Annotated in this window: 20 protein-coding genes and 5 pseudogenes; 13 read left to right on the forward strand and 12 right to left on the reverse strand. The window is 67.5% G+C overall.

The window, feature by feature from the left end; all coding sequences use genetic code 11:
- Nucleotides 1-257: 257 nt before the first annotated feature.
- Together ACZ7J0_RS31145 and ACZ7J0_RS31150 are read right to left on the reverse strand one after the other, a co-directional pair.
- A pseudogene (locus ACZ7J0_RS31145) lies at nt 258-455 on the reverse strand (DNA-binding protein NsdB); the annotation flags it as partial.
- Nucleotides 456-659: 204 nt separating this feature from the next.
- Nucleotides 660-1,267 (reverse strand): annotated as a pseudogene (locus ACZ7J0_RS31150) (transposase).
- 124 nt (nt 1,268-1,391) lie between these two features.
- On the opposite strand from ACZ7J0_RS31150, the pseudogene ACZ7J0_RS31155 reads away from it, so the two are divergent.
- From ACZ7J0_RS31155 to ACZ7J0_RS31165, 3 genes and pseudogenes are all read left to right on the forward strand, one after another.
- Nucleotides 1,392-1,469, forward strand: a pseudogene (locus ACZ7J0_RS31155) (transposase family protein); the annotation flags it as partial.
- A gap of 457 nt (nt 1,470-1,926) precedes the next feature.
- Nucleotides 1,927-2,013, forward strand: a pseudogene (locus ACZ7J0_RS31160) (IS5/IS1182 family transposase); the annotation flags it as partial.
- Between the two features lie 439 nt (nt 2,014-2,452).
- The gene (locus ACZ7J0_RS31165; protein WP_470893009.1) at nt 2,453-3,034 is read left to right on the forward strand and encodes a GNAT family N-acetyltransferase; all 582 of its coding nucleotides are present in this window, start codon (nt 2,453-2,455) and stop codon (nt 3,032-3,034) included.
- Nucleotides 3,035-3,695: 661 nt separating this feature from the next.
- On the opposite strand, the gene ACZ7J0_RS31170 is transcribed toward ACZ7J0_RS31165, so the two are convergent.
- From ACZ7J0_RS31170 to ACZ7J0_RS31185, 4 genes are read right to left on the reverse strand one after another with little or no spacing between them, the layout of a single operon-like run.
- Entirely contained in the window at nt 3,696-4,157 is a 462-nt protein-coding gene (locus ACZ7J0_RS31170; RefSeq protein ID WP_470893011.1) for an SRPBCC family protein, read from the reverse strand.
- A complete protein-coding gene (locus ACZ7J0_RS31175) occupies nt 4,154-4,954 on the reverse strand; it encodes an ABC transporter permease (RefSeq protein WP_470893013.1) in 801 nt (266 codons plus the stop codon). The genes ACZ7J0_RS31170 and ACZ7J0_RS31175 overlap by 4 nt, the downstream gene beginning before the upstream one ends.
- Nucleotides 4,951-5,604 (reverse strand): ABC transporter ATP-binding protein, encoded by a 654-nt coding sequence (locus ACZ7J0_RS31180; RefSeq protein ID WP_470893015.1) that lies wholly within the window; start codon nt 5,602-5,604, stop codon nt 4,951-4,953. Before ACZ7J0_RS31180 ends, ACZ7J0_RS31175 begins: the two co-directional genes overlap by 4 nt.
- A gap of 22 nt (nt 5,605-5,626) precedes the next feature.
- Entirely contained in the window at nt 5,627-6,709 is a 1,083-nt protein-coding gene (locus ACZ7J0_RS31185; protein WP_470893017.1) for a polyprenyl synthetase family protein, read from the reverse strand.
- A 248-nt stretch (nt 6,710-6,957) separates the two neighbouring features.
- On the opposite strand from ACZ7J0_RS31185, the gene ACZ7J0_RS31190 reads away from it, so the two are divergent.
- Nucleotides 6,958-7,173, forward strand: coding sequence for a hypothetical protein (locus tag ACZ7J0_RS31190; protein ID WP_470893019.1), 216 nt, complete (start codon nt 6,958-6,960; stop codon nt 7,171-7,173).
- A 1,239-nt stretch (nt 7,174-8,412) separates the two neighbouring features.
- On the opposite strand, the gene ACZ7J0_RS31195 is transcribed toward ACZ7J0_RS31190, so the two are convergent.
- The gene (locus ACZ7J0_RS31195; RefSeq protein WP_470893020.1) at nt 8,413-8,721 is read right to left on the reverse strand and encodes a chitin binding peritrophin-A domain-containing protein; all 309 of its coding nucleotides are present in this window, start codon (nt 8,719-8,721) and stop codon (nt 8,413-8,415) included.
- A 448-nt stretch (nt 8,722-9,169) separates the two neighbouring features.
- Here ACZ7J0_RS31195 and ACZ7J0_RS31200 point away from each other — a divergent pair, with 448 nt between their 5' ends.
- The 4 genes from ACZ7J0_RS31200 to ACZ7J0_RS31215 all read left to right on the forward strand — a co-directional run bounded on the left by ACZ7J0_RS31200 (nt 9,170) and on the right by ACZ7J0_RS31215 (nt 12,646).
- Nucleotides 9,170-9,454, forward strand: coding sequence for a polyprenyl synthetase (locus ACZ7J0_RS31200; protein ID WP_470893022.1), 285 nt, complete (start codon nt 9,170-9,172; stop codon nt 9,452-9,454).
- Nucleotides 9,447-10,499: a polyprenyl synthetase family protein gene (locus ACZ7J0_RS31205; protein ID WP_470893024.1), complete on the forward strand. Its 1,053-nt coding sequence runs from the start codon at nt 9,447-9,449 to the stop codon at nt 10,497-10,499. Before ACZ7J0_RS31200 ends, ACZ7J0_RS31205 begins: the two co-directional genes overlap by 8 nt.
- 49 nt (nt 10,500-10,548) lie before the next feature.
- Nucleotides 10,549-11,715, forward strand: a complete 1,167-nt coding sequence (locus tag ACZ7J0_RS31210) for an oxygenase MpaB family protein (protein ID WP_470893026.1) — start codon at nt 10,549-10,551, stop codon at nt 11,713-11,715.
- A 316-nt stretch (nt 11,716-12,031) separates the two neighbouring features.
- Nucleotides 12,032-12,646, forward strand: a complete 615-nt coding sequence (locus tag ACZ7J0_RS31215; protein WP_470893028.1) for a class I SAM-dependent methyltransferase — start codon at nt 12,032-12,034, stop codon at nt 12,644-12,646.
- Here the strand turns inward: ACZ7J0_RS31215 and ACZ7J0_RS31220 are convergent.
- Together ACZ7J0_RS31220 and ACZ7J0_RS31225 are read right to left on the reverse strand one after the other, a co-directional pair.
- Nucleotides 12,618-13,490 carry a DUF6454 family protein gene (locus ACZ7J0_RS31220; protein WP_470893029.1) on the reverse strand — a complete coding sequence of 291 codons (873 nt, stop codon included), beginning with the start codon at nt 13,488-13,490 and terminating at the stop codon, nt 12,618-12,620. The genes ACZ7J0_RS31215 and ACZ7J0_RS31220 overlap by 29 nt on opposite strands.
- A 318-nt stretch (nt 13,491-13,808) precedes the next feature.
- Nucleotides 13,809-14,738 (reverse strand): ISL3 family transposase, encoded by a 930-nt coding sequence (locus ACZ7J0_RS31225; RefSeq protein WP_470893031.1) that lies wholly within the window; start codon nt 14,736-14,738, stop codon nt 13,809-13,811.
- 11 nt (nt 14,739-14,749) lie between these two features.
- Between ACZ7J0_RS31225 and ACZ7J0_RS31230 the strand changes: the two genes are divergently transcribed.
- A complete protein-coding gene (locus tag ACZ7J0_RS31230) occupies nt 14,750-15,517 on the forward strand; it encodes a transposase (RefSeq protein ID WP_470893147.1) in 768 nt (255 codons plus the stop codon).
- Nucleotides 15,518-15,585: 68 nt separating this feature from the next.
- On the opposite strand, the gene ACZ7J0_RS31235 is transcribed toward ACZ7J0_RS31230, so the two are convergent.
- Together ACZ7J0_RS31235 and ACZ7J0_RS31240 are read right to left on the reverse strand one after the other, a co-directional pair.
- Entirely contained in the window at nt 15,586-16,017 is a 432-nt protein-coding gene (locus ACZ7J0_RS31235; RefSeq protein ID WP_171166537.1) for a VOC family protein, read from the reverse strand.
- A 185-nt stretch (nt 16,018-16,202) separates the two neighbouring features.
- Entirely contained in the window at nt 16,203-17,072 is an 870-nt protein-coding gene (locus tag ACZ7J0_RS31240) for an ISL3 family transposase (protein WP_470893033.1), read from the reverse strand.
- Nucleotides 17,073-17,764: 692 nt separating this feature from the next.
- Here ACZ7J0_RS31240 and ACZ7J0_RS31245 point away from each other — a divergent pair.
- Nucleotides 17,765-17,926 carry a hypothetical protein gene (locus ACZ7J0_RS31245; protein WP_470893035.1) on the forward strand — a complete coding sequence of 54 codons (162 nt, stop codon included), beginning with the start codon at nt 17,765-17,767 and terminating at the stop codon, nt 17,924-17,926.
- Complete coding sequence (locus tag ACZ7J0_RS31250) at nt 17,923-18,384, forward strand: NUDIX hydrolase (protein ID WP_470893037.1); 462 nt, start codon at nt 17,923-17,925, stop codon at nt 18,382-18,384. The genes ACZ7J0_RS31245 and ACZ7J0_RS31250 overlap by 4 nt, the downstream gene beginning before the upstream one ends.
- Before the next feature lie 121 nt (nt 18,385-18,505).
- Here ACZ7J0_RS31250 and ACZ7J0_RS31255 read toward each other — a convergent pair whose 3' ends face one another.
- Entirely contained in the window at nt 18,506-19,279 is a 774-nt protein-coding gene (locus ACZ7J0_RS31255) for a nucleotidyltransferase domain-containing protein (protein ID WP_470893039.1), read from the reverse strand.
- A gap of 222 nt (nt 19,280-19,501) precedes the next feature.
- On the opposite strand from ACZ7J0_RS31255, the pseudogene ACZ7J0_RS31260 reads away from it, so the two are divergent.
- Nucleotides 19,502-19,798 (forward strand): annotated as a pseudogene (locus ACZ7J0_RS31260) (RNA polymerase subunit sigma-24); the annotation flags it as partial.
- Nucleotides 19,799-20,331: 533 nt separating this feature from the next.
- Nucleotides 20,332-20,733: a hypothetical protein gene (locus tag ACZ7J0_RS31265; RefSeq protein WP_470893041.1), complete on the forward strand. Its 402-nt coding sequence runs from the start codon at nt 20,332-20,334 to the stop codon at nt 20,731-20,733.
- Nucleotides 20,734-22,422: the final 1,689 nt, after the last annotated feature.

Genomic DNA, 22,422 nt, shown 5'->3' on the forward strand with positions numbered 1-22,422 from the left:
GTTCCCACTCAGCATCACTCAGATCACCCCGCCCCATGTCCACATCAACGACCTGGACACGAAGTAGTCACATGATCGACCGGACAAGTCCTAGGTGTACTGACCCGCAGGGTTGTTAACGCGGCTGATGGGTGGGTGTCCGCCGAGTGCGGTGTGGCAGCGGTGGTGGTTGTAGGTCGTCGTGGATCGCCGCCCAGGGGCGCCCGAGATCACCATCAGTGCGCTGCGCTGTGCGCTTTGCCAAGTCTCCCCGTGGCCCACAGGCGTCGCGGGAGGCGGTCGGGTGGGTGAGCATGCCGCCCACTTCGTTGAGCCGGCCCACGACGGCCTTGCGCTGGAGCCGGCCGCCGCGGGCGGCGTCCCAGGCGCGGAACACTTCGACGGATCGTTCCAGTGCCTCTTTTGTGGAGCCAGTCGTGCATGGCGCTGCTGAGCGCGGAGCCTGCGGCGAGCGCCCACGCCTGCGGCGAGGAACGGCGCCGCCCTCACCCCTCGAGTGCGGCCCGCTCTTCGTCCGACAACGTCAACTCGGCCTTCGGCCGCCCCGTCCGCGCCATGCCGCAAAGCCTATAAATCTGAACAGAATTCCTGACTCAGAAGACTAAGGGCTGTCCCGTAACTGATCTTTGAGAGGGTCGAGGCAGGATCGGTCGGCCGTGCTACGCGGCCTGGACCAGGTTGTGGAGGCGGGCGATGCCGAGCATGGCATGGTGGGCTCCGTCTCCCTTGAGGCGGCAGTCGCGAAGGATCTTCCAGTTCTTCATACGGGCAAAGACGTGCTCGACGCGGGCGCGGACCTTCTTGTGGTCCCGATTGTGCTCGGCCTGCCACTCGGTGAGTTCACCGCCCTTGGGCCGGCGGTGCGGAATGACCAGGCCGGTTCCCGGGTAACCGCCGTCGGCGATGGTCGTCGTCCTGCCGACCGCGGCTTTGGCGCCGGACTCTGCCCAGGCCTTGCAGTCGTTGCGGTTGCCGGGCGGGGGCTTGCCGACCGCCACGACCAAGCGGGTGTGAGCGTCAACGACGACCTGGTGATTCGTGGAGTACCGATAGTTCTTGGACTTCTGCGCGATGGTGTGGTCGCGAGTGGGGACGAGGGTCCCGTCGACAATCAACACCGTGCCCTTGGCGAAGCGCCGCCGAGGCTTGAGCGCGCGCAGCGGGCCGACGTGGTCGATGATGCGGTCGGCCGCTGACTTGGCGCGCGGGCTCAGCCCGGTGAACGGGGCTATCCAGGACGGCTCCGACGCGTGATCACACCAGCCACGTGAAGAGATCGTTCCACACCTGTGGATCTCGGAAAGCGCGACTCAGCCGCAGCAGCTCTCCCGGGGCTCCACGGAACCTACCTATTCCATGCGCCGGATCTCGCGCTCCGCCGCTTCCAAGTGCACTGGCGGGCCAACCTCTGCTGCGGCAGTTGGCGCCGCTGTTCGGAGTGTCGAAGTCGGCCGTCGGCCGCATCGCCCCGGCGATGGCGCCGCAGCAGCGAACCGGTGGGGGCCACCAGCGCGGTGGCGGCCAGGTTCGCGGGCAGCTCAATGATCAGTGCCACAAGGGCGAGTTGGTGCCGCAGTGAGGGGAGCAACCGCTGGATGCCGCGTCGCTCACGATCATCCACAAGGCGATGAGAGCCAGGACGATCAAAGCTAAGACGATGAGAGCCAGGACGATCACAACTACATGGCCGACCCAATCGTTATTGTCGGGTGGGGTTTTCGGAGCGCTGCTCTGTGGGACCTCATTGTGGCTCTCGGGCTCGCCACTGGGTCCGTCGTGTCCCTCTGCCGCCATCGTTTCATCCCCCGTTGCGGTGTGTCCTCTCATGGCACGACGTCAGATCTCGTCCGTCAAGGCCTGCGGCGGGTTGCTATCGAGAAGCCGCGCCGGCTTGACGGATCGTCGCGGACGGGGCGGGGTTGGACGCTGCGCTCTGGCCGGCTCAAGGGCGACGGCGTCCACCGCGCCATGCTCGGCATCGCCCGCCTCCACAACCTTCTCCAGGCCGCATAGCCCGACCCACCCGCGATCAGCCCGCCTTGTCCCGGCCATCTCAACGGTCAATTATGGGACAGCCCTTAGGGCGATCAATGCCGAATTCTTCCTGCCATGATCCGATTTCATGGACGACGACGCTCAGCGGGCTCGCGGACTAATGGCAGGGCAGCGACCTTCCCCCGCTGGCCCTCTCTACCCCCAAACCAGGAACCCAAAAAATCGGCACGATCTCTACCCGCGATATGTCATGACGGCCCGTCGGTTTCTATAGCGGCCGTTCCGAGCCGGCGGTGGACCCAGGGCTTCGGCAACGGCGGCGGGTGTCCGGTTCGGATGGTGTCCCGCCAAGTGGTGTAGGCCGTGAAGATCTGGCAGCGGGGCCGGCCTTGGCGAGCGCCGTAAGGTTCCACATAACCGATCGACACTCTGATCGTGATGGCGTTAGCTGGCTGGCATGCCAGAACTGCGTACCGATCGTCTCCTGCTGCGCCGGTGGCGGGAGTCCGACCTCGAACCGTGGGCGGCGATGAATGCCGATCCCGAAGTCCGAGAACATCTGGGGGAACTGCTGACGCGGGAGCAAAGCGACGCCGCGGTGGCACTCATGCAGGCCGGGTTCGACGAGCGAGGTTTTGGGTGGTGGGCGCTCGAAGCACGGGAGACTGGTGAGTTCATCGGCCGCGCCGGCTTGGACGAGGTGGACGAGGGCATGCCGTTCGAGGGGGTGGATATCGGGTGGCGGTTGGTGCGTCCGGCGTGGGGCCACGGTTACGCCACCGAGGCCGCCCTGGCCTGCCTGGCCTTCGGCCTCGAGGCCCTCGGGCTGCCGGAGGTCGTTGCGTCGACGACCGTCAACAACCGTCGTTCCCAGGCAGTGATGCGCCGGATCGGCATGACCCGCAACCCGGCCGACGACTTCGAGGATCCCAGCGTGCCCGAAGGGCCGCTTCGCCAGTGTGTGCTGTACCGGACCCCCGCAAGATGCCCACGGGCCGCACCACGCGGCGGGACACGACCCCCGGTTCGGATCACGTGAGGCCCAGGAGGGCGAAGGGGCGTTCGGGACGGGGGGCGCTGCGCCGCAGCCCGACAGCGATGTTCCTGGCCCCGGTCAGTCGGAGAGCGCCAATGGCGAGGTCGCGGCACTGGCCATCGATCGGGATGCATTGCCGGTTCACAGCTGAGAGGCGTCCTCCGCGAACGTGGTGTCCCTGACATGATGCAAGGCCTCCACCGCCTAGTGATCGCGAACGAGCCGGGCGATCACCTTGGCATCGGCCCGCTCAGCGGTGAGGCTGGTGACGGCGCACATCGTCTTGTGGGTGCGGCACGGACTCCCGGCCGGGGCTTCACACTTCGGACAGTCGTTTCGTTCTACCGCGATTGCAGCCGGATCGGGCGTCAGATCCACCCCGACAGTGCGTCAGAACCATCTCGCACAACACGCCGGTTTTGAGAGGACTTCCGCGAACGGCGACCTGCGAAACGTGATCGACTCTGGGCCTCTCACAGAACTCGCGTAACTGTTCAATTGTGAGAATGACCGTGCGTGAACCCGTGGCCGGAGGTTGCTCGGCGGGTGGCCGTAGCGCGGGTTTTCGTTCCGATGTGCCCAGCACGCTCCTGTTGAACGCCGTGCGTTCGAACCCAGCCGCGGGACCATCGTTCTGCGCTGGCGTCATCCGCCCACTCGGGGCCTACCGCACCTGGTGCGCCCGTGCCGCGAGCCCACGCTGACCGGATCCCATGGCTGCGGTGTGGTTGAGGTGGAAGAAGGGTCGCGCCAGCGGCATCCAGCGCCGCAGCGCCACCTTCCGTACGGTGACGTGTTCGGTGAAGAGGGCCACGCAACCGTTGTGCTCGTCGGGTTCCACGGTCCAGCGGACGCTTCCCGCGATGTCACCGTCCACCGCTGCTTCCAGAACGCGCGCGACCGGATCCTCCACGACTGGCGTGAGCCGGGCCGTCAGCCCGTAGGGCAGCAGGGACCGGATGACGACCTCGCATTCGCGTTCTCCGGTTTGTCGCACCGATCGGAAGGCCGACCACCAGGAGGGATATGCCCCGACGTCGGCGAGCGTCGCATACACGGCATCCGGCGAGAGCGGTGATCGCCAGGCGCCGGTGAAGCGGATGTCGTGGCGGTTCACGCGGTTCACGTGGTTCTCCCTGTAGGCGGTGTGGCGGAGGGCGTGGGGAGGTGGTTGCGGGTCCGGGCGAAGAACGCGGCCATGCCCAGCAGCCACGTGGCGAGGAACCAGGCGGGGCCGAGCAGCAGATGACCGTACGGAGTGACCGAGGGCGTGAAGCCGGCGGCGACTGCGACCTGTGTGGGGCCGTACCCGGGAAGGAACTGGAGCCCGCCCTTTTCGGCTCCCGTGTTGCTCATCGGGTTCTGCAGCATCGTGTCGAGCAGACTGGCCATGATGATGACGAAGAGGCCGGCCAGTTCATTGTGCAGGAACGCGCCGAGCATGATGCCGATACCGCCGTAGCTCAAGGCGGCGGTGAACAGGCCGAGCGCGAGGAGGACGGGCCGCACCGGGTCCCAGTACCAGCACACCACGACCGTGGCGTACGTCGCGATGAGCGCGGAAGCGATCACCATCGCGACGATCTTGCTCGCCAGGAGACAGGTGCGCGGGTATCCGGCGAGCGCGAGCCTGCGATCGAAGGCGAGGGCCTTGAAGGTCGGCATGAACATCATGAACCCGACGACGAGCGTCACCGTGTTGATGGCCCCGGACACCATGGTGAGGTGATTGCCGTTTACGGTGACGGTCTGCCCGGCCGCGCGCAGCAGGAAGCGCAGCGGCGTGGGGGTGACGAACCAGTGCTCCAGCGTCAGCCAGAGAGGGATGTAGCCGACGACCAGCACGAGGGCCAGGCGGTTGCGAGCGTGTTCCAGGAGCGCAAAGCCAGCACCCGTACGGAACGCCTCCCACGCCCGGCTCACCGCACCGCTCCCTCGACGACGGTCGGCTGGCCTTCTCCGCTCCACGGCGTCGCCACGCCGTCCCGCAATCGGTGGACGACGTCCATACGGCCGGCGTCCCAGGCCAGGTGCGACACGACCAGGATGCAGCGGCCCCGGTCGCGCAGCCGGGTCGAGACGTCCCAGAACCGCAGGTACGTCTCCCAGTCGAAGCCCTGGTACGGCTCGTCAAGCAGCAGGACGTGCGGGTCGTGCATGAGCGCCAAGGTGAGGTTCAGCTTCTGCCGGGCGCCTCCGCTGAGCTGTTCCACCCGTGTGTGCCGGTACTCGGCGAAGTGCAGCTCCTCCAACAGCTCCTGCCCGCGGCCGGTCCCGTCCAGGCGGTAGGCCGTCCCGAACCACCGCAGGTGTTGGTCGACGGTGAGCGCGTCGTTGAGCACTGCCTCCTGCGGGCAGTACCCCAGCGAGCCGCGGTACTCCACCTCTCCCGTGTCAGCGGCCATCTGCCCGCACAGAACCCTCAGCAAGGTGCTCTTGCCCGAACCATTCTCCCCCACCACTCCCGCCAAGGTGCCAGGCTCGAGGCTCAACGAGACACCCTTCAGCACGCGGCGCGACCGGTAGGCCTTGTAAACGTCGTGCACGCGCAGGGCGTACGGGGTGGCGGGCATGGCGGGCCTCCTCCTGCGTGGGTCAGCGCCTGCGGCTGGACAGGCAGTCGATGAGAGAACGCCACTGCTGCCGCATGGCCTGGGGAATCGCCGCCTCGTCCAGCGCGGCGACGGCCGACGTCACGTGGTGGGCGGCGGCTTCCTCGGCGAGTTCCCGGCAGCCCGTGGCCTCCAACAGGCGCATGACTTCGACGACGTCGGCCGGTGCCAGCCCGGCGGTGCCGATCGGCACGGCGTCGAGCAGGGCCGCAACCCGCTGGCCGTCGGCCGTCCCAGACGCGGCGGCAAGAACCAGTGGCAGGGTCTTCTTGCCGCGCGTCAGGTCCGTGCCGACGGGTTTCCCGGTGAGCGCGTTGTCGCCCCACAGACCGAGTACATCGTCGAGGATCTGGAACGCCACGCCGAGGTCGCAGCCCGCGCTGCGCAGCGCGCGCACCACGGCCGGCGGCGCGCCCGCGAGAACGGCACCGAGGACAGCCGCACAGCCGAAGAGTGCCCCGGTCTTACCGCGCGCCATGCGCACGTACCTGCTCACGGACATCTCACGAAGGGGCTGGCGCTCCAGGGCAAGGTCCTCCGCCTGGCCCTCCACCATCCGTTCCACGGCGGTGATGAGTTCTTCCATGGCGGCGCGGGCTCCGGGGGCCGGCGCGTGGAAGATCGTGGCGACAGCCTGGACGACGAGAGCGTCACCGGCCAGCACGGCGGCGCCGGTACCGAACCGGGCCCACGCGGCTGGCCTGCCCCGCCGCTCCATGTCGGCGTCCATGATGTCGTCATGCAGCAGGGAGAGCTGATGCAGGAGCTCCACCGCCGTACCGGCGACGGCCGCGAACTGCTCCGAGGCGCCCACGGAGCGGACCGAAAGCAGCGCGAGCGCCGCGCGGACCCGCTTGGCCACCTGCCGCACTGTTCCTTGGGAGCCGCCGGAGTCCCAACCCAGGTGGTACCGGCACACCGTGGCCATGGATGGATGCAGCCGATCCACGGCCTCCCGCAGCGGGGGATCGACGAGCTCCGTCCCCCGCCTCAGAAGCTCCTCACCGTCCGCCCCGTTCACGGGCGCGCTGAGCAGCCCGGTGTCGTACGGCGGTGTGTGTGTCATCGATCCCTCGTCCTGCCCCATCGCGGCTCGCGGTATCGCGGCCACTCCGCTCGCCTAACGACGGCGACGGTCAGCCGGATCCACTCGGCTGGCCCAACGAGCCAGTCGGTCAACGGCAACGGCCCAGTTCAGGAACTACTTCGTTCTTCTTTCGGCGAGTGCTACAGAGACCCCCACAGACGCTCAGCCTCGCGGTACCCGCCATGCAATGCGTTGGTGAGGTTGTGTCGGCTGGTCAGGGTATCGGGGTGGTCCGGGCCCAGCCGATCGGCTTCTGCGCGCAGCAGGCGCTGGCGGAGAACGCGCTGAGCGGTATATGCACCAGCATCATCCAGAACGCGGGCGAGGTCGGTGAAGCAGTCGCGAACATCCGTGAATGCGCAGGCGGTCCGGCGGTCGAGGAGGAGGGGCAGGTGGGGGGGCAAGCAGGGCGGCGGCGGACCAACCTGAGCGCCCAGCCCTGACCACTTCGTCGACGGCTGTCGTCAGGCGACAAGCTAGTGCATCGTGCCATGTTGCGAGGTCGGCGGATTCAGCGAAGTGACCAAGGACGGTTACGTCCCGGACGAGGGGATGCAACACGAGTTGAGCAACACCTGCATCATTTCCTCCGTCCGCCCCGGTGCTCGGTAGCGGGGCGTCGAGGAGCCCGTAGCGGTACAGGCCGGCGAGGGCCGTTTCTAATGCGGCCGCCCTCACTTGCTCACCGGCGACTTCAGCGAGCAAGTGAGGGCTTATTAGGGCCAAGGGAACTGGCGCCGGAGCGAGTTGGGCAAGAAGACGCAGCAGGGTGCGAGCCAATGTCACGCCATCGCGTGCAAGCTGGTCCAGCGAGAGGTCCCAGGTATGACGTACCACCTGTCGGGCCGTGTCGGGGTTATCGGCGTTCGGGTGGGCAGCGCCCAGCAAGTCAGGTAACTCCGCTCGTAGAGCCTGCTGGTAGGCGATGAAGGTGCGGTAGCGGCTTGTGGGCATGGCGAGATAGGCGCCGACTGCCTTAACGCCAAAGGCAGTCCGCCGAGCCGCTCCGCCAATTCCTGCGCTTGTTCGGCGGAGCCAGCACCGGGCGCCAAGTCGCGGAGGACCTGCCCGGCCGGCACAGCCGGAAGCGGGGCAAGCCGCAGCAGATACGCGCACGGACCCCAGGTGGTCGCGCTTGTGTCCCGCGTAGTGATCAGCAGGAGTCAACCGCCGTACGGACGGATCCAGCCGCGATAAGACGCCACCGTCTCACCCTCGGGTCCGATCGTCTCAGGTTCGTCGGCGTGAAACACGGTAGCCCGCCGCCTCTGCGAGGGCAGCGAGCTGCGCGGCGACGGTGGTCTTACCGACCCCGCCAGCGGCGCAGACCGCCGGGAACCGCGCCTGCGGACGCTTCAACAATTCCTTTAGCTGCTGTAGCTCAGCCACACGGCCTCGGACTTGCCCGGCGTGCGGGGAACGCAGCGATCCATGATGGAGATCAGCCAGCCTCCCCATCGTCGGTGATGACGCCGCGCGACCCCGTTGTCACGGGCTGTCGGCTGCGGCTCCCTCCGGGACCTACCCTGGTCGCCTTCCGCGCCAACTCCGCGGCAAGCGAGGTCCGGTAGTCCTCACGGGTCGACATCAGCGCCCAGGTGGGCACGCAGGCAGTGCAGGCAGGGCCAGATCCGCCCTGGTGTCCGAGTATGAACGTACACAGGCTCGGAATGAGAGCTCAACTACTCGCTGCTGGTGTACCCCTGTACGTTCTCGGGCCAGTCGCAGACCCGGAGTTCGGGGTGGAACACCAGGTTGCTGGGGCACTGCTTGCGGTGCGTTTCGATCGTTCCACTCGCGCCATGGGCGCAGTGGTAGAAGCTGTGCGGGTCGTAAGGGTCGGCATGGAGCTCCCCGTACTGGTGACCGTGGCAACCGATGGTGTTAGGCCCATCGCCGGCCTGTGCGGTGGCAGGGAGGGCCAAGCCGCCGAGAACAGCCGCGGTGGTCAAGGAGCGGGCTCCGCTTACGTACCTGCCGCGCTGTGACACTTCAGCCGACTACATGGTGAAGCGGCCCATGCTGCCGTGCCGACGGTTGCGACACGGACCCTCACCTGGCCTCACACGCGGCTACTCCGCTGCCACTCCAACACTTCCCGGCGTCCATCCCGTGGAGGGTGAACCCTGGCAGGGTCTCCGCCGGGCCTCCTCGTCACGCACCAACTCACGCAGCGCGGCGAAGTGCCGCTGCCACTCCGCCGGCTCCGGCGCGACCTGGGCACCACGGGACCCGGGCACGGCGACACAAGAGCACTGGTGGCTTTCCACCTGGACACATGGAACATGCGTCTGGCGGGTCGCCCGAAGGGTGATCTTCCATGCGCAGCTGGTGTGGCTCGGTCACGATCTCTCCGGGGAGAGGGGCGGGCCACCGGCCCCGGTCTCGAAGCGGCTGATGATGCCGCTGGAACGGTAGGTGGCCGAAGGGGAGGACGGCATGCCGTACGAGAGCGGACCGGCGCGCGGGGCACGACCGAGGGACGCGGTTCTGCTGGTCGCGGGACTGGCCGATATCGCGGTCACCGCGGTGAGCAGCGCGGTGGAGGAGGTCCGGGGGCTGTTGGGCCGCTCGGACGTGGCCGGGCTGGCGGACGAGGGGCAGCAGGAGATCAAGGCACGCGGGCGTCTGGTCCTGGACCGTTATGCCGCGGTTCCGCCAGCACATATGGAGCTGCTCGCCCGGCATGTGGCCGCCCGGCACAGTGGACCGGGCGATGCCTGAAGGCACCGGGCAGGTGGCTCTCAAGGCCCGTGTGGACCAGGTGCTGCAGCACTTCGTCGAGCAGGAGACCGACGCGCTGCTGGACATCGACGCGGACCTGGCTCCGGTGGCCAACCAGCTCAAGGTCGCCACGGCTCATGGGAAGCGGTTGCGGGCGGCGTTCTGTTACTGGGGATGGCGGGCGGCCGGGCAGCCGGACAGCGACGCCCTGGTCCTTGCGGCAGCGGCGATGGAACTCGTACACGCCGCGGCCGTCGTGCACGACGACCTCATCGACCACAGTGTTCAGCGCCATGGCCTTCCGACCCCTCATATGGCGCTCTGCTCTGCCACCACCGCGAGTCCGCACCCCAAGGCGGCTGCCCGATCGCTGGCCATGCTGGTGGGTGACCTGCTGATGTCGTGGGCCGGGCAGCTGTTCACCACCTGTGGTCTGCCCGGTGCCTACCTTTCGCGGGCACGCCCACTGTGGGCTGTGCTGGCCCGCGAGCTGGTGGCGGGGGAATGCCTTGAGATCCTGCGCACCGGAACTCGCCCGGATCCGCACGCCTCCCTGAAAGTGATCCGCTACAAGACCGCCAAATACACGGTGGAACATCCGCTGCACATCGGCGGGGCCCTGGCCGGTGCCTCCCCAGGGCTACGCGCGGCGTTCTCCGACTACGGGCTGCCGCTGGGGGAGGCGTTCCAGTTGCGGGACGACCTGCTCGGGCTTTTCGGAGACCCGAAGCTGACCGGTAAGGCGAACGCGGACGACATCACCGCACACCGCCCCACCGCACTGCTGGCGCATACCTGGCAACACGCCACGGCCGGCGAGCGGCGAGCACTGGAGCAGATGCTGGGGCAGCGCGAACTCGACGAGGACGGTGTGCGGCGGGTGCGGGAGATCATGTACCGCACCGGGGCGCCCGCTCGTATCGAGGGCATGATCACTGAGCGGATCCATGTCGCCACCGCCGTCCTTGAGGACACGGCGCTGCCCGTGGAAGCGGCCCGAACGCTTGCCGACTTGGCACGAATGGCCACCGTCCGCCATCACTGAACAGCCTCGCGCCCGGACCACCGTTCACTTTTCCTGCAAGGAGCCCTCTATGGCTTACACCGAGCAGTCCCTCCAAAGCCTGCGCCTGGCGGGTGACGAGCTGGCTGACGCCACCGTGGCGACTCTTTTCGAACGCGGTGAGATCGGCAAGTTCAACACGCTCATGCGCTACGTCTCCACCACGGGCCAGGAACTTCCCGAGGGGCTGCCTGAGGTGGCGCGCGAGTACCTGAAGGAGACCAGCGCCCCACCGTCCTGGGTGGACTGGGGCGAGATGGAAAAGGCCCGGTTGTTCTTCATCGACAACAACGTCCACATCTCCACCGCGCTGTCATTCGCCTCGATGCCTGCCTGCTACGTCCTGCCTCACGTCGCCAAACTCCTCTCCGCCACCCATGGGCTGAAGTACCCGTCCAAGCGGATGGCGGAGACCGGGCAGTTCACCGTCTACCTCATGCGACCCGACGCCTTCGAGGCCGGCAGCCGGTTCATCCCCGCCGCCCAGAAGGTCCGCCTCCTGCACGCTTCCATTCGCCACCACCTCCGCCGCGAAGACCGCTGGGACACCGAGAACCTGGGCACCCCGATCTGCCAGGAGGACATGATCGGCGGGCAGATGATGTTCTCCATCCAGGTCTTGGACGCCCTGCACCGGCTCGGCATCCACATGAGCACCGAAGGCGCCGAGTCCTACTACTACGCGTGGCGCGTTGTCGGCGCCATGCTCGGCATCGACCAAGCCCACGCGCCCCAGACCTTGGAACAAGCCCGCCAATTCTCCGACCTGTACATGACCCGCCACATGGGACCCTCCGAAGAGGGCGCCCATCTGACCCGTCAGCTCATCGATCTCTTCGAAGAAGTCGTCCCCGGCACCTTCTTCGACCCCCTCGTCAGCGCCCTCATCCGCTACCTCGTCGGCGACACCTGCGCCGACTGGCTGCAAGTCCCCCGCAGCCCGTGGGACACCGCGGTCAAAGCCGCACCCGCGCTCCTCGGCATCCTGGAGACGATCGAAGACAGCTCACCGCTGGGAGCCTGGGCCCTGGACCGCCTCGGCCACCTGACCACTCTCTTCGAACTCAGCTCACTGACCCGCGGCCGCGTCATGCACTACGCCATCCCCGAACACCTCAAAAAGGACTACGACGTCCCCTCAACCATTCTCCGCACCCGCCGATGGACACCCCCTCCTCCCACCATCGCTGCACCGTGACCGGTCAGGAGGTGAGCGGGAAAGTCCGAGGAAGGCGGGGGACCCGACGCCCGGAGGGCGGGCGGCTGAACCATTGGCCGGACGGTTGCCTTCAGCGGGGGACCAGGGCGTGACGGCAGGTGTGAACCCCCGAAATCACCAACCGCCTGTGTACCGTGCTGCTCACGAGTCCTCTGTGGCCGTAGGGGCGGCGCCCAGCGGTCGAGGCAAGCCGACGCACTTATGGCCTTTCGGCCAGTGGTTCTTTCCGGCCGTTCCGCCAGGGGGAGGCCCGCTGTTGTTTGCCTGTTGTTCGGGCGGGGGTAGCTGTCGGGGCATGCGCGACTTAGTGCGGGAGCAGTACTACCGGCATCGTGCCCCGGTCTACGACGAGACCAGTTATCGCGGCGACCCCGTGGTGAACGCCGGCCTGGACAGGGAGACCGCGGACATCGGGAAGCTGCTCAGCGCACTGCCCGCGGGGCGGGCGCTTGACGTGGGTTGCGGGACCGGGGTGTGGACCCAGTTCCTCCGCGGCCCGGTCGTTGCCCTGGACCAGAGCGCGGAGATGCTGGAGCTGACCCACACCCGGGCGCCGTGGGCGGAGCGCGTGCGGGCGCTGTTCCCGCCCCTGCCGTTCGCCACCGGAGCCTTCGACCGCATCGTCACCGCGAACTTCTACGGGCTGCTGCGGCCCGAGGAGCGTGCCCTGTTCCTCGCCGAGTCACGTCGTACGGCGCGCGAGCTGATCGTGATCGACCTGCGCAGCGACGGCGACGTGCACGAGGAGAAGATAGAGCTGCGCTCCGTCACCGATGCCACATATCCCATCTTCCGGCGCCGGTTCACCCCGCAGAGCCTGTGCTCGGAGCTGAACGGCGAGCTGATGTACGAGGGGCTGTACTTCCTCGCCGTCCGGATCGTCACCGGGCCAGCGGCGTCTCGAGGGTGATCAGGTGCGACTCGCCCGCCGTGTCCCCGTCGTCGGGAACGGCAAACATCCGAAGGACGTGCCCGTCGGTCTCGAGGTGCACCGCGTTGTACGTGACCACTCGGCCGGCCTGTGAGAGCACGGTCACCGGCGCTTCGTGCTCGATGCGGCCGGAGGCGATGTCGACGACTGCGATCCCGCCGAGGCTGAAGACCCCGCCCCCGGCCAGCGGGTATTCAGCGATGCCCGTGCACACCATGTGGCCGCCGCCCGCGCTCACACAGGTCTGGTAGTCGACGAAGTGGCTCTTGTTCTCGACCCGGTGGGTGAGCTTCCCGTCGGCCGTGAACGTGAGCAGCCGCCGCGAACCCCAGGTGACGGCGTGCAGCAGGCCACTGTGGCGGTCGCGCACGATCCCGCCGATGTGGTCGTCGAACCGGAATGCCTCCCGTACCTCCAGGGTGTCGGGGTCCAACTGGTAGACGATGGAATGAGAGTCGGGCCGGTACTCCGCTGTCGGCACCCACAGGGATTCGCCGTCGAAGTCGATACCACCCGGGTGGTAGATCGTCCCCTCACCCACGCTCACACGGCCCAGCTCCGCGCCGTCGGCGTCCGTGACGAACACATGGCCCTGCCCTCGGCCGGGAGTTCGGTCGTAGCCGTCGACGGGACTGTCATGGAAGCGGGTCGCCTCGGTGATCTCCGCCGTTGACACGTACAAGCGGTGGTCCTGGCCACGCGTGACGCCTTGAGGGTGGTGAGCGGGGAAGTCCAGCGGCACCCGCCCGGCCACCGTCCAGGGTGTGCTCCGGGTCAGCTGCCGCACTGCCGCGACGACGGCTTCGTTCGAGTCGTCACACACACCCGTTGACACTGCGGAATCAGAAAGGCTCATAACCCGGTGAACGAGATCTTCCCGGCCCCGTAACGGGGACCATGCCCCGCGCACCGGTCCGGCAGCAGCTCATCGACCAGCCGGCTGCGCCCGATCGGCCGCACCGTCCCGCTCAAGCCGGACGCTGCCCTGATGCGGATCTCGAATTTTCCCCAGGGCTGCTGTTCGTTCCCCAGCCGGGTGCTTCGGCAACTGGGGTCTGGGGAGTGTGCGGCTGTGCCGAGTTGCGCAGGGCGCTTGTGGCGGTGTTTCGCTCATCCTGGGCTGCTCGGCCCTCCCTTGGTGTCACTGGCCTGTTGAAATTCTCCGTGGCCAGTCAGCGGTATCTGACTGGCTGCGGATGGTCACTCTTGTGATGACAGTCATCTGGCAAGCGGGCCGCGTCTGAAGCCAGTACGAGCGGGCCGCGATGATCAGGGCGATACCGTAGACGGCGAAGGCGACCATCCCGATCCAGCCGACCAGCAGTGCGTCGCCCGGGGAGTGGAAGTCGCCACGCCGCATCGTCACTACGCCGGCCGTGGCCAGGGCCAAGTATCCGACGCCCACAACGCCGTACGGGGCGAGCGTGGCAGCACCGAGCAGAGCCGGGGCGAGCGGGAGCCAGCGCGGCACCCGTCGGCCGCGAAGGCACAGCGTCCAGCGCGGGAAGACCTGCCCCCACGGGCGGACCAGGCCCCAGAGCAGGAAAACGCCGAGCACGGCCAGCAGCGCGGTCGGGTCCAGCCCCCAGGACTCCAGGGTGAGGAAGATCTCCGGGTTGCGTATCCGGAGGAGTCGGAACGATGCCCGTCCATACATCGCTCTCTTGATCGTTTTAACGCGATTGACGTGGCCCTCGACGACGCCGGAGCTCCATTCGAGGGTCAGCCCGGCGGTGACTGCGTCGAGGTCCTGACGGAGGAACGCAGCGAACTTCGCGACTGAGACTGTGCCAGACAGTTCAGCCTGGCGAACCCAGTCGGTAAGCAGCTGCCCCCGGCGGTTGCGGACCAGGTCGGTAAAGGCTCGGGCGAGGTCGCAGACCCGCGCGATGTCCGGGCAGGCGAGCCGGACCTGGTCGAGTTGGTCGACCTCCTTTGCGTTGAGGCGGTCGCGATTCCGCGTGATCCATGCGGTGATCCGGCGCGGGCTGGGGATCTCGGTAGGTGCGGACGGGGCGTGCCGGCATGCAAGGTGCCTAAGGGTTGTCCCGTAAGTGATCTCGCCGTGCAATGATCTTGATCGTGTCAGGTGTGATCACGGCGTCGGAACCGTCCTGGATAGCCCCGTTTACCGGGCTGAGCCTGCGCGTCTTCGGCAAGTTGCTGACCGCGCTTCGTCGCGAGGGCGCCAGCTCCCCGGGCCAGGGGCGGCCGTGGGGTCTGCCGCTGGAGGACCGGGTGCTGTTGGTAGTCGCTTACTGGCGCACGAACCTGACGATGCGCCAACTCGCCTCATTGTTTGGCATCTCGAAGTCGGCGGCCGACCGCATCATCGACCGGCTCGGCCCGCTCATCGCATTGCAGCCTCGGCGCCGGTTCGCCAAGGACACCGTGCTGGTAGTCGACGGCACCCTGGTGCCTACCCGGGACCACAGCATCGCTGAACAGTCAAAGAACTACCGGTACTCCACCAACCACCAGGTCGTCATTGACGCGGATACCCGCCTGGTCGTTTTGGTCGGTGAGCCTTTGCCCGGCAATCGCAACGACTGCCGGGCATGGGAGGAGTCTGGCGCGAAGGCCGCCGTGGGCAGGACCCTCACGATGGCCGACGGCGGCTATCCGGGCACCGGCCTCCTCATGCCCCACCGCCGCACCCCGGGCGAAGAGTTGCCGGGATGGAAGCGCGAGCACAATCGCTCGCACAAACAGGTCCGGGCCCGCGTCGAGCACGTCTTCGCCCGCATGAAGACCTGGAAGATCCTCCGCGACTGCCGTCTCAAAGGCGATGGGGTCCGACACGCCATGCTCGGCATCGCCCGCCTGCACAACCTCGCTCTCACGGGATAGCTCCTGCCGCATACGAGACCTGAGAGGTCCCCGGGAGGCGGCTCCCCCCTCGCAGCCTCGGAGGAGAATCAGGCGAGGCAGAACTCGTTGCCCTCGATGTCCTGCATCGTGATGCACGACTCGTTGACGCCATCGGCGCGCTGCGTCAGCACGTGTTTCGCGCCGAGCGCCATCAGCCGTGCGCATTCGGCCTCGAGTGTGGCCAGGCGCTCGTCACCCACGAGCCCTGTGCCGACCCGCACATCAAGATGCACCCGGTTCTTGACGACCTTGCCTTCGGGAACTCGCTGGAAGAGCACGCGCGGGCCCACACCCGAGGGATCAGCGCACGCGAAGTAGACCTCGTCCTCAGGCGGCAGCGAGTGGTGGTACTCCTCCCACGTGGCAAAGCCCTCCGGGACTGTCGGTACGACGTACCCCAGCACCTCGCACCAGAAGGCGGCGAGGCGCGCAGGTTCCGCGCAGTCGAAGGTCACTTGGAACTGCTTGATCGTTGACATCGGCGCACGATAACAGGGGCCCTGCTCATCTCCCCGGGCGGGTGGATCCACACGTTGCCGGGAGGACGGCCCCTGCCATCCGCTGCTGTGTCGTGCGGTCACAGGGGTGAACCGAGGTCGGCGCCTCTTCCAAAGGGTGGGACCCAGGATCCGATCTCAGCCGACCACTCTCGTACCAAAATTAGTTACGGGACAGGCCTTAGGTAGGCGGTGAGTGTTGAGTAGCCGCCACAGAATCCGCGCTCGCGGATCTGCTGGAAGAGTGTCCGTCCGCAGGTGACACCTGCGGCGAACTGCTGCTGCAGGTACAGCTTGAAGGTATCCAGTTGCTCGGGGCGGCGGTCGCGGGCGCTGTCGAGTAGTTGGTTCAGGCTGGTGTCGCGGTAGCGGCGGACCGTCTTGCGGTCCAGGTTGAGACGGCGGGCGATGTCGCTCAGTGGGTAGCCGGCGGCGACCATGCGTGTGACTTCGGCGTGGTGGTGCAGGACGCGCTGGACGATGCGCGTGGTCGGCAGTGCGTCCAGCAGCGGCATCTGAATCGGGCGCTCGCTCACCCGTTCTGCGTGCTTCCTCAGGCAGGGCCGGTGCTGATGGCAGGTCTTCTCCACCGCGGCGGACAGGTTCTGGAGCAGATGCCAGCGGTCCGCGATCTCCAGGGCTTCCGGGGCGGCCTCCTTGGCGGCCTTCGTGTAGGCGCTCGCGCGGTCGCGGCAGATGATCTCTGCGCCGGGGTGCGCGGTCAGCCAGGTGGCGAGGGTCTCCGAAGTGCGGTCGGGCAGCACGTCCACGACATGGGCAGTCTCCACGTCGATCAGGATCGTCCCGTAGCGGCGCCCGCGCCGGAACGCGAAATCGTCGACGCCGAGCACCCTCGGCGCGCGTTCGGGCACGTCCGGAGCCTCCAGGAGTTTCAGCAGGCTGGTCCGACCGGCCGCGAGACTGAACTTGCGGCACAGACGCTCGCCGGCCCGGCCGCCGAGCTCCGTCGCTATCGACCGCAGCCACCGCTTCAACCGGACGCTGGACCGCCGACGGCGTTCACTCAGACCCTCCACCTGCTCGACGAAGGTCCGGCGCTCGCATCGGTTCTGCTCGCAGAAGAACCGCCGAACCCGAAGCCGTACCAACGACTTTTTCCAGCCAGGGGCAGTTCTGCGATTCCGCGCCAGTAGGTGGAATGGACCCCACGTCCCCGGTCTCCGCAGTCCGGACACCGCGGCCGCCGACTGCACGCTGTCGCCTCCAGGACTACGGGCTGCGGTTCCACGATCAGCCGCTTCAACTCGACTTCGAGACCGGGAAATGCACATCCTTGGTCGCGCAGAGGTCCATGAGTAGGAAATGCCGCAGCGAAACGATCCTGCATGCAGGGCACTGACCTGGGCATTCATGCAAGCGCGGTCAGAGCCTTGAAAGTCCCCACCGTGCTCAGGGGTCTCACCAAACCTGCTCAGTTGGTCTCCCCATCTATTGCTCGGCCGAGTGCCGCAACACGGCCCGCACCAGCAAAGACGCCCTGGAAGAACGCGCCTGCCCCTCCTGCGACGGCGCCTTCGAAGCCGCCCGCACCATCCGGCAGGTCTACTGCTCTCCCACCTGCCGCCGCGACGCCGACCGCCCCCGCGGCCAGGTCCGCGACGAGGAACGAGCCCGCCGCCTCGACGAAACGCCGCCTGCGCCGCTGCCTCCCCTTCCTGAACCACCACCGCCACCCAAACCCGCCCACCGACCCGGAGCGTCCCGCCAAGTGACTGCCGAACGCGACCCGTTGGAGCCCGCCGCGACACGGAACTGCCCCCACTGCCAGCAGCCCGCCACCATCGTCGCCCTGCTGGCAACCCCCGAAGCCGCCCGCCCATCCATGCCGGTCCACAGCCCGGACGTCATCCCGCTGCGGAGGACTCCGTGATCAGCCTCGTGAACAACGGCCAGCTCGGCGAGCTGGTCACGCGAACCCGCAGCGAGGGCATCACCGACCTGGCCGCCGCGGCACTGATCGAGTACAACGGGAGGTTCCTCCTCATCGAGGCCGCCGCCCCCGACTTCGACACCCCGCCCGCCTGGGAACTGCCCGCCGGCAGCGTCTGGGTCGGCGAAACCCTGATCACGGGCATGCACCGCGTCCTGGCCGAGCACTTCGGCTTCTCATCCGCCGAGGTCGAGCGATACCTCGGCCACAACGACCACATCCACGACCACGGGAAGATCACCCGAGTCTTCGTCTTCGCCGTAACCGTCGAACACCCCGACAGCATCTGCCAGAGCGCTCACGTCCGGCACCTCTGGATCGACAGCATCAGCATCTCGACCATCGTCAACGACATCGACGGCATGCTCCGCGTCTACTACGCCGACAACACCGTCTGACCGTCACCGATCCCCAGTGGTCGCCGACCTGACGGTCGGCGACCACTCAAATGTGTCACCAGGTAAGCCGAAAACGACCCGATTGAGGGCAATCCTATGGGGGCTGTTCTCAGGCACGGCACTACTCAGGTCGCCGCAGGCCCGAAGGAGGTCGCGGAGGCGTCGCAGCAAGCGAGTCGATAACACCGTGCCAGGTCCTGCGATAGCCCTCACGAAGAGGCCCGCCGACCAGGTTGAGGATCCCTGTTGTCGCGTCGATCATGAGTTCCGGATCTCCCGACTTGCAGAGGTGCAGGTGCCCTTCGAGCAGGGCGGCCCCACGCTCTGCGTCCGCCTCCAGAAGACGCCGTGGCAGCCACTTCCCGCCGCCGATCCACGCGTGGTGGTAGTTGCAGAGCAGATCGGCCGCGGCGTTGAGAACGAACCCGGCCACCGCCAGGCGCTCGACGTGGTCGCCCGTGTCGGCGAGATCGTCCAGCGCGTCCGTCAGCCCATATCTCTTCGTTTCGACCGTCTCCGGTTCCAGCGCTGGCGGACCTTTGCGGAGGTCAGCTTCGGCCAGGGCGCGGGCGCGTCCAGCCTCCCCATCCGTATCGACCAGGACGAGACCGGCGGCATACATGCTCTGCAGCACCGCACGACGTGCGGCAACGCCCGCAGCGAAGAGATCCACGAGACCGGCACGAGTGTGGATGAAGAGTTCCACGACACGTCCCTCGAACCGGATCGTCTCCCGGCAGGTCTCGCCACCGTCCCCGATGAGCACCGCGATGTCCAGGTCACTGCTGGCAGTGGCTCGCCCCGCAGCCGTCGACCCGGCAAGGATCACGGCGAGCGCATCGGGGAAACGGTCACATACGAGACGTCGAGCCTGGCCGACGGGATCCGGGGTCATACCTGTCAGGCTTTCAGGAACCTTGATCAACGGCGACTGGGTTTCCCATTTCCCTGCTTGACCGCTACGAAGCGTGACGGAACCGAGATCGCGGACGACGGATACAGGCCGGCCGAATAACGATCTCTACCAGTACAACATGCTCTTGCTCCCCACCCTCACCACGTCGTTCAAAACCGGAACGAGTGAAGAGAGAAGCAGCTCTGGCCGTTTTCAAAGAGTCTCCTCGATCCCGAGGCCGCGATGGTTGCTGATGGTGGTGGTTTGGTCGGTGCTGTGCTGCGTCCGGTCGTGGGTAGTGGGCGGGTCGCCGAGTACTTGGTTCATTTTGCCGGCAAGGCCCCTGGGTTGATGCTTCTGGAGCGAACGGTCAATGGTCAGCCGGGGCTGGTTGCCCAGCGTGCCGGTGTCACGGTGACGGTGGCGGCGTTCGGCCTTGCCGGCGGTCGTGTCGCTCGGATCTGGGCGGTTCGTAGTCCGGAGAAGCTGCGTGGGTGGATGGAGGTGGGGGAGAGCTGACCCGGTGCCATCAGCGATGTGGGAAGGGCTGCGTGCCCGGGTGGGCTGGGGGGTGTGTGCGCGGGTGGGCTGGGGGTTTGTGTCCCGGGGGTTGGTGGTGTGGTGGGGGTGGGGGTGGTTTTGGGGTGGTGTCAATGTTCGACACGAGGTTTTTGTGGGTTGTTGGGGTGGGGTGGGGGTGGGTGGGTGGTTCACCGTTGTGGTCTAAGGGGTGTGGTCAAGGGGGCTGGGTTTTAGGGGTTTTTGACGGTGTTTCAGGGGTGTGGGGGTGGGGTGTGGGGGGTGTTTGTGTGCGTCCGGTTGGCGGTTGTGTGTCACCTGTTCGTGATCTTCGAAGTGCCGGTGGATTTGTGTGTCAGTAAGTTCGTGGGCAGATCGGCAGCTGAGCCGATTTACCTGCAAGAGGGAGAACTGAAATGCAGACTCGTACTGTCGCTTTGATCGCGGCGTCTGTGGCGGCCGCGGCGGTGACTGTCACTGGTGTGACTTATGCCTCTGCTTCTTCGCCGGAGGCTGCGCCGGGTGTGCGGCCGGTGTCGGCTCCGCTGGGTGGGGACAGTGACTGGGGTGACGATCACAAGAAGGACGGGCGTAAGAAGGACGGTCACGGCAAGGACGGTCACGGTAAGGACGGGTACGGCAAGGACAGCTACGACAAGGACGGCTACGGCGACCACCACGGGCGCAACAAGCACGACGACGACGACATCCAGATCAACGAGCGGACGTACTCGGACGACCCGGGTGCGTGTGTCGCGGTGGTCCGTACCGGCCCGAGCTTCAACATCACCAACAACAGTGACGAGACGGTCCAGTTCTTCTCCGGCAGCGACTGCGACAACGGCGCTCCGCTGGCCACGGTCGGTCCTGACGGTTCGAGCTTCGGGATCGTCGGTACTCCCACGAGCAGCTTCCGCGTCATCGACGAGGACTGAGCGTTCGGTTCGCAGGAAAGTCACGGTGGGATGTGGCAGTTCCGCCGGTGCGTGATCTGGAGCCCCGGCCCGCCGTAATCGGGCCGGGGCTCCGGCGCGCGGGTGTTTCCTTCCGGGGAAACACCCGGCTGGGCTCGTTTCATACTATGGGGCCGCCGTGTGGTGATCGCAAAGGGACGCGGGCATACGGCTGATTGGCGGCCGGTGAGGTTTACGGCCACGAAAACGGTGTTTGCTGTGGTGAGAGTTGCCGGTGCCGGTGCCGGGCCGTTGTTTTTTCGTGGCGATGTCTCGCGGGGCGTTGTGTGGTGGCAGCGGCTGGGTAGCGGGCCGGGCTTTTCCGGTGAGAGGTGCGCGCTGCCCTGGAAGGGGTGGCGGTGTGTGTCGCCGGTGCTGTCACTGCCGGCGGTCGGTCGTGGAGCGCTCCCGCCGGCCGGCAGGTTGGCAGGGTGCCGGCGCCCGAGACGGCGCTCGGCTTCGTTGACCGCTGTGGCTGTGGCTGTGGTTGTGGTTGTGGGCCGCAGTTGACCGGCATCGGATGCCGGATGCCGGTTGTCGGTTGTGGGTGTGTGGGCGTTGTCCGGGCGTCTGTGTGGCCGGTCCCGGTCCCGGTGACCGGTTTTCGGGAGGGGCGTCGGTATCGGCAGCGCGTCCTGCCCCCGTGCCGGTGATCCCGTTCCGGTGGGCCCCGTGCCGGTGTGCCCCGTGCCCCGTGCGGGTGTGCCCCGTGCCCTGTGCCTCGTGGCCTGTGTGGCTTCCGTCGCAGTGAGCGCCGGCGGCTTGTGGGTGTGCTGTTCGCCGTCGAGCCGGATTGTGGGGGAGGGGCCGGGGGAGGGGGGATCGGCCGTGACGTGGGCGGTGTGTGTGGCTGGCGTTGTCGCCGGTGCGGCCGGTTTCCGTAGCTGGGGCGAGGGGGTGCGGGACGGTTGTGTTCGTCCTGGACGCCGTGGTGGAGGGTGAGGTCCGGGGGTGAGGGCGGGGTCGGGGGGCCTGGGTCGTGGTGATCTTGGTGTTGTGGATCGTGGCGTGCAGTGCGCGGGTGGCTTGGGGGCCGGGCGGGGTGCCCGCGTCGCGGGCGGGCGGGGCGATTCTCGGCGTGGGGGTGGCGCAGAGGTTTTGGCCGGTCAGGAGCGGTGGGGGGTGGGGGAGTTCGCGGTGGGCGGCGCCGGGCTGGTGGAGGCGGGTGCGAAGGCGCGCGGGGCCGGTGGCCTGAGGCGCGGCTGCGTTCGTCTGCGCTACCGAGCGCTGTTTCGGCTCCGGCCGGCGGCTTCGTACGCGGCGGCGTGTTTCATCTCGACGGTGGATTGGCCACGCATCCCCCTTTTGGCCCGGTGGTGGCGCCCAGGGCGGCCGGCCGTTTCGGCAGTGGCCGGGCCGGCGGGCAAGCCCCCGGCCGGCAGGCCGGGCGACCAGGCGGGTCACGTGCACAGGTGTGCCGGGCGGGCTTGGTGCGCCACAGCGTGCCGGCCGGCCGGTGCACTCCCGCTCCCGCTCCCGGGTGCCGCTCCCTCTCCCGCTGCCGGGCCCGTCCTGCTCCTGCTCCCGGGCCCGTCCTGCTCCCGGGTGCCGCTCCCTCTCCCGCTCCTGCTCCCGGGTCCGGGCCCGTTCCTGCTCCTGCTCCCGCTCCTGGGCCTGCTCGCTCTCCCGCTGCCGGGCTTGCTCCTGCTCCCGGGTTCGGGTCCGCGCCCT

The organism is Streptomyces sp. NPDC038280 (assembly GCF_055600045.1).

Coding starts and splice junctions, on each gene's coding strand:
- ACZ7J0_RS31165 (WP_470893009.1), top strand. CDS start 2,453: ATGCCAGAACTGCGTACCGATCGTCTCCTGCTGCGCCGGTGGCGGGAG.
- ACZ7J0_RS31180 (WP_470893015.1), bottom strand. CDS start 5,604: ATGCCCGCCACCCCGTACGCCCTGCGCGTGCACGACGTTTACAAGGCC.
- ACZ7J0_RS31185 (WP_470893017.1), bottom strand. CDS start 6,709: ATGACACACACACCGCCGTACGACACCGGGCTGCTCAGCGCGCCCGTG.
- ACZ7J0_RS31200 (WP_470893022.1), top strand. CDS start 9,170: ATGCCGTACGAGAGCGGACCGGCGCGCGGGGCACGACCGAGGGACGCG.
- ACZ7J0_RS31205 (WP_470893024.1), top strand. CDS start 9,447: ATGCCTGAAGGCACCGGGCAGGTGGCTCTCAAGGCCCGTGTGGACCAG.
- ACZ7J0_RS31210 (WP_470893026.1), top strand. CDS start 10,549: ATGGCTTACACCGAGCAGTCCCTCCAAAGCCTGCGCCTGGCGGGTGAC.
- ACZ7J0_RS31215 (WP_470893028.1), top strand. CDS start 12,032: ATGCGCGACTTAGTGCGGGAGCAGTACTACCGGCATCGTGCCCCGGTC.
- ACZ7J0_RS31235 (WP_171166537.1), bottom strand. CDS start 16,017: ATGTCAACGATCAAGCAGTTCCAAGTGACCTTCGACTGCGCGGAACCT.
- ACZ7J0_RS31255 (WP_470893039.1), bottom strand. CDS start 19,279: ATGACCCCGGATCCCGTCGGCCAGGCTCGACGTCTCGTATGTGACCGT.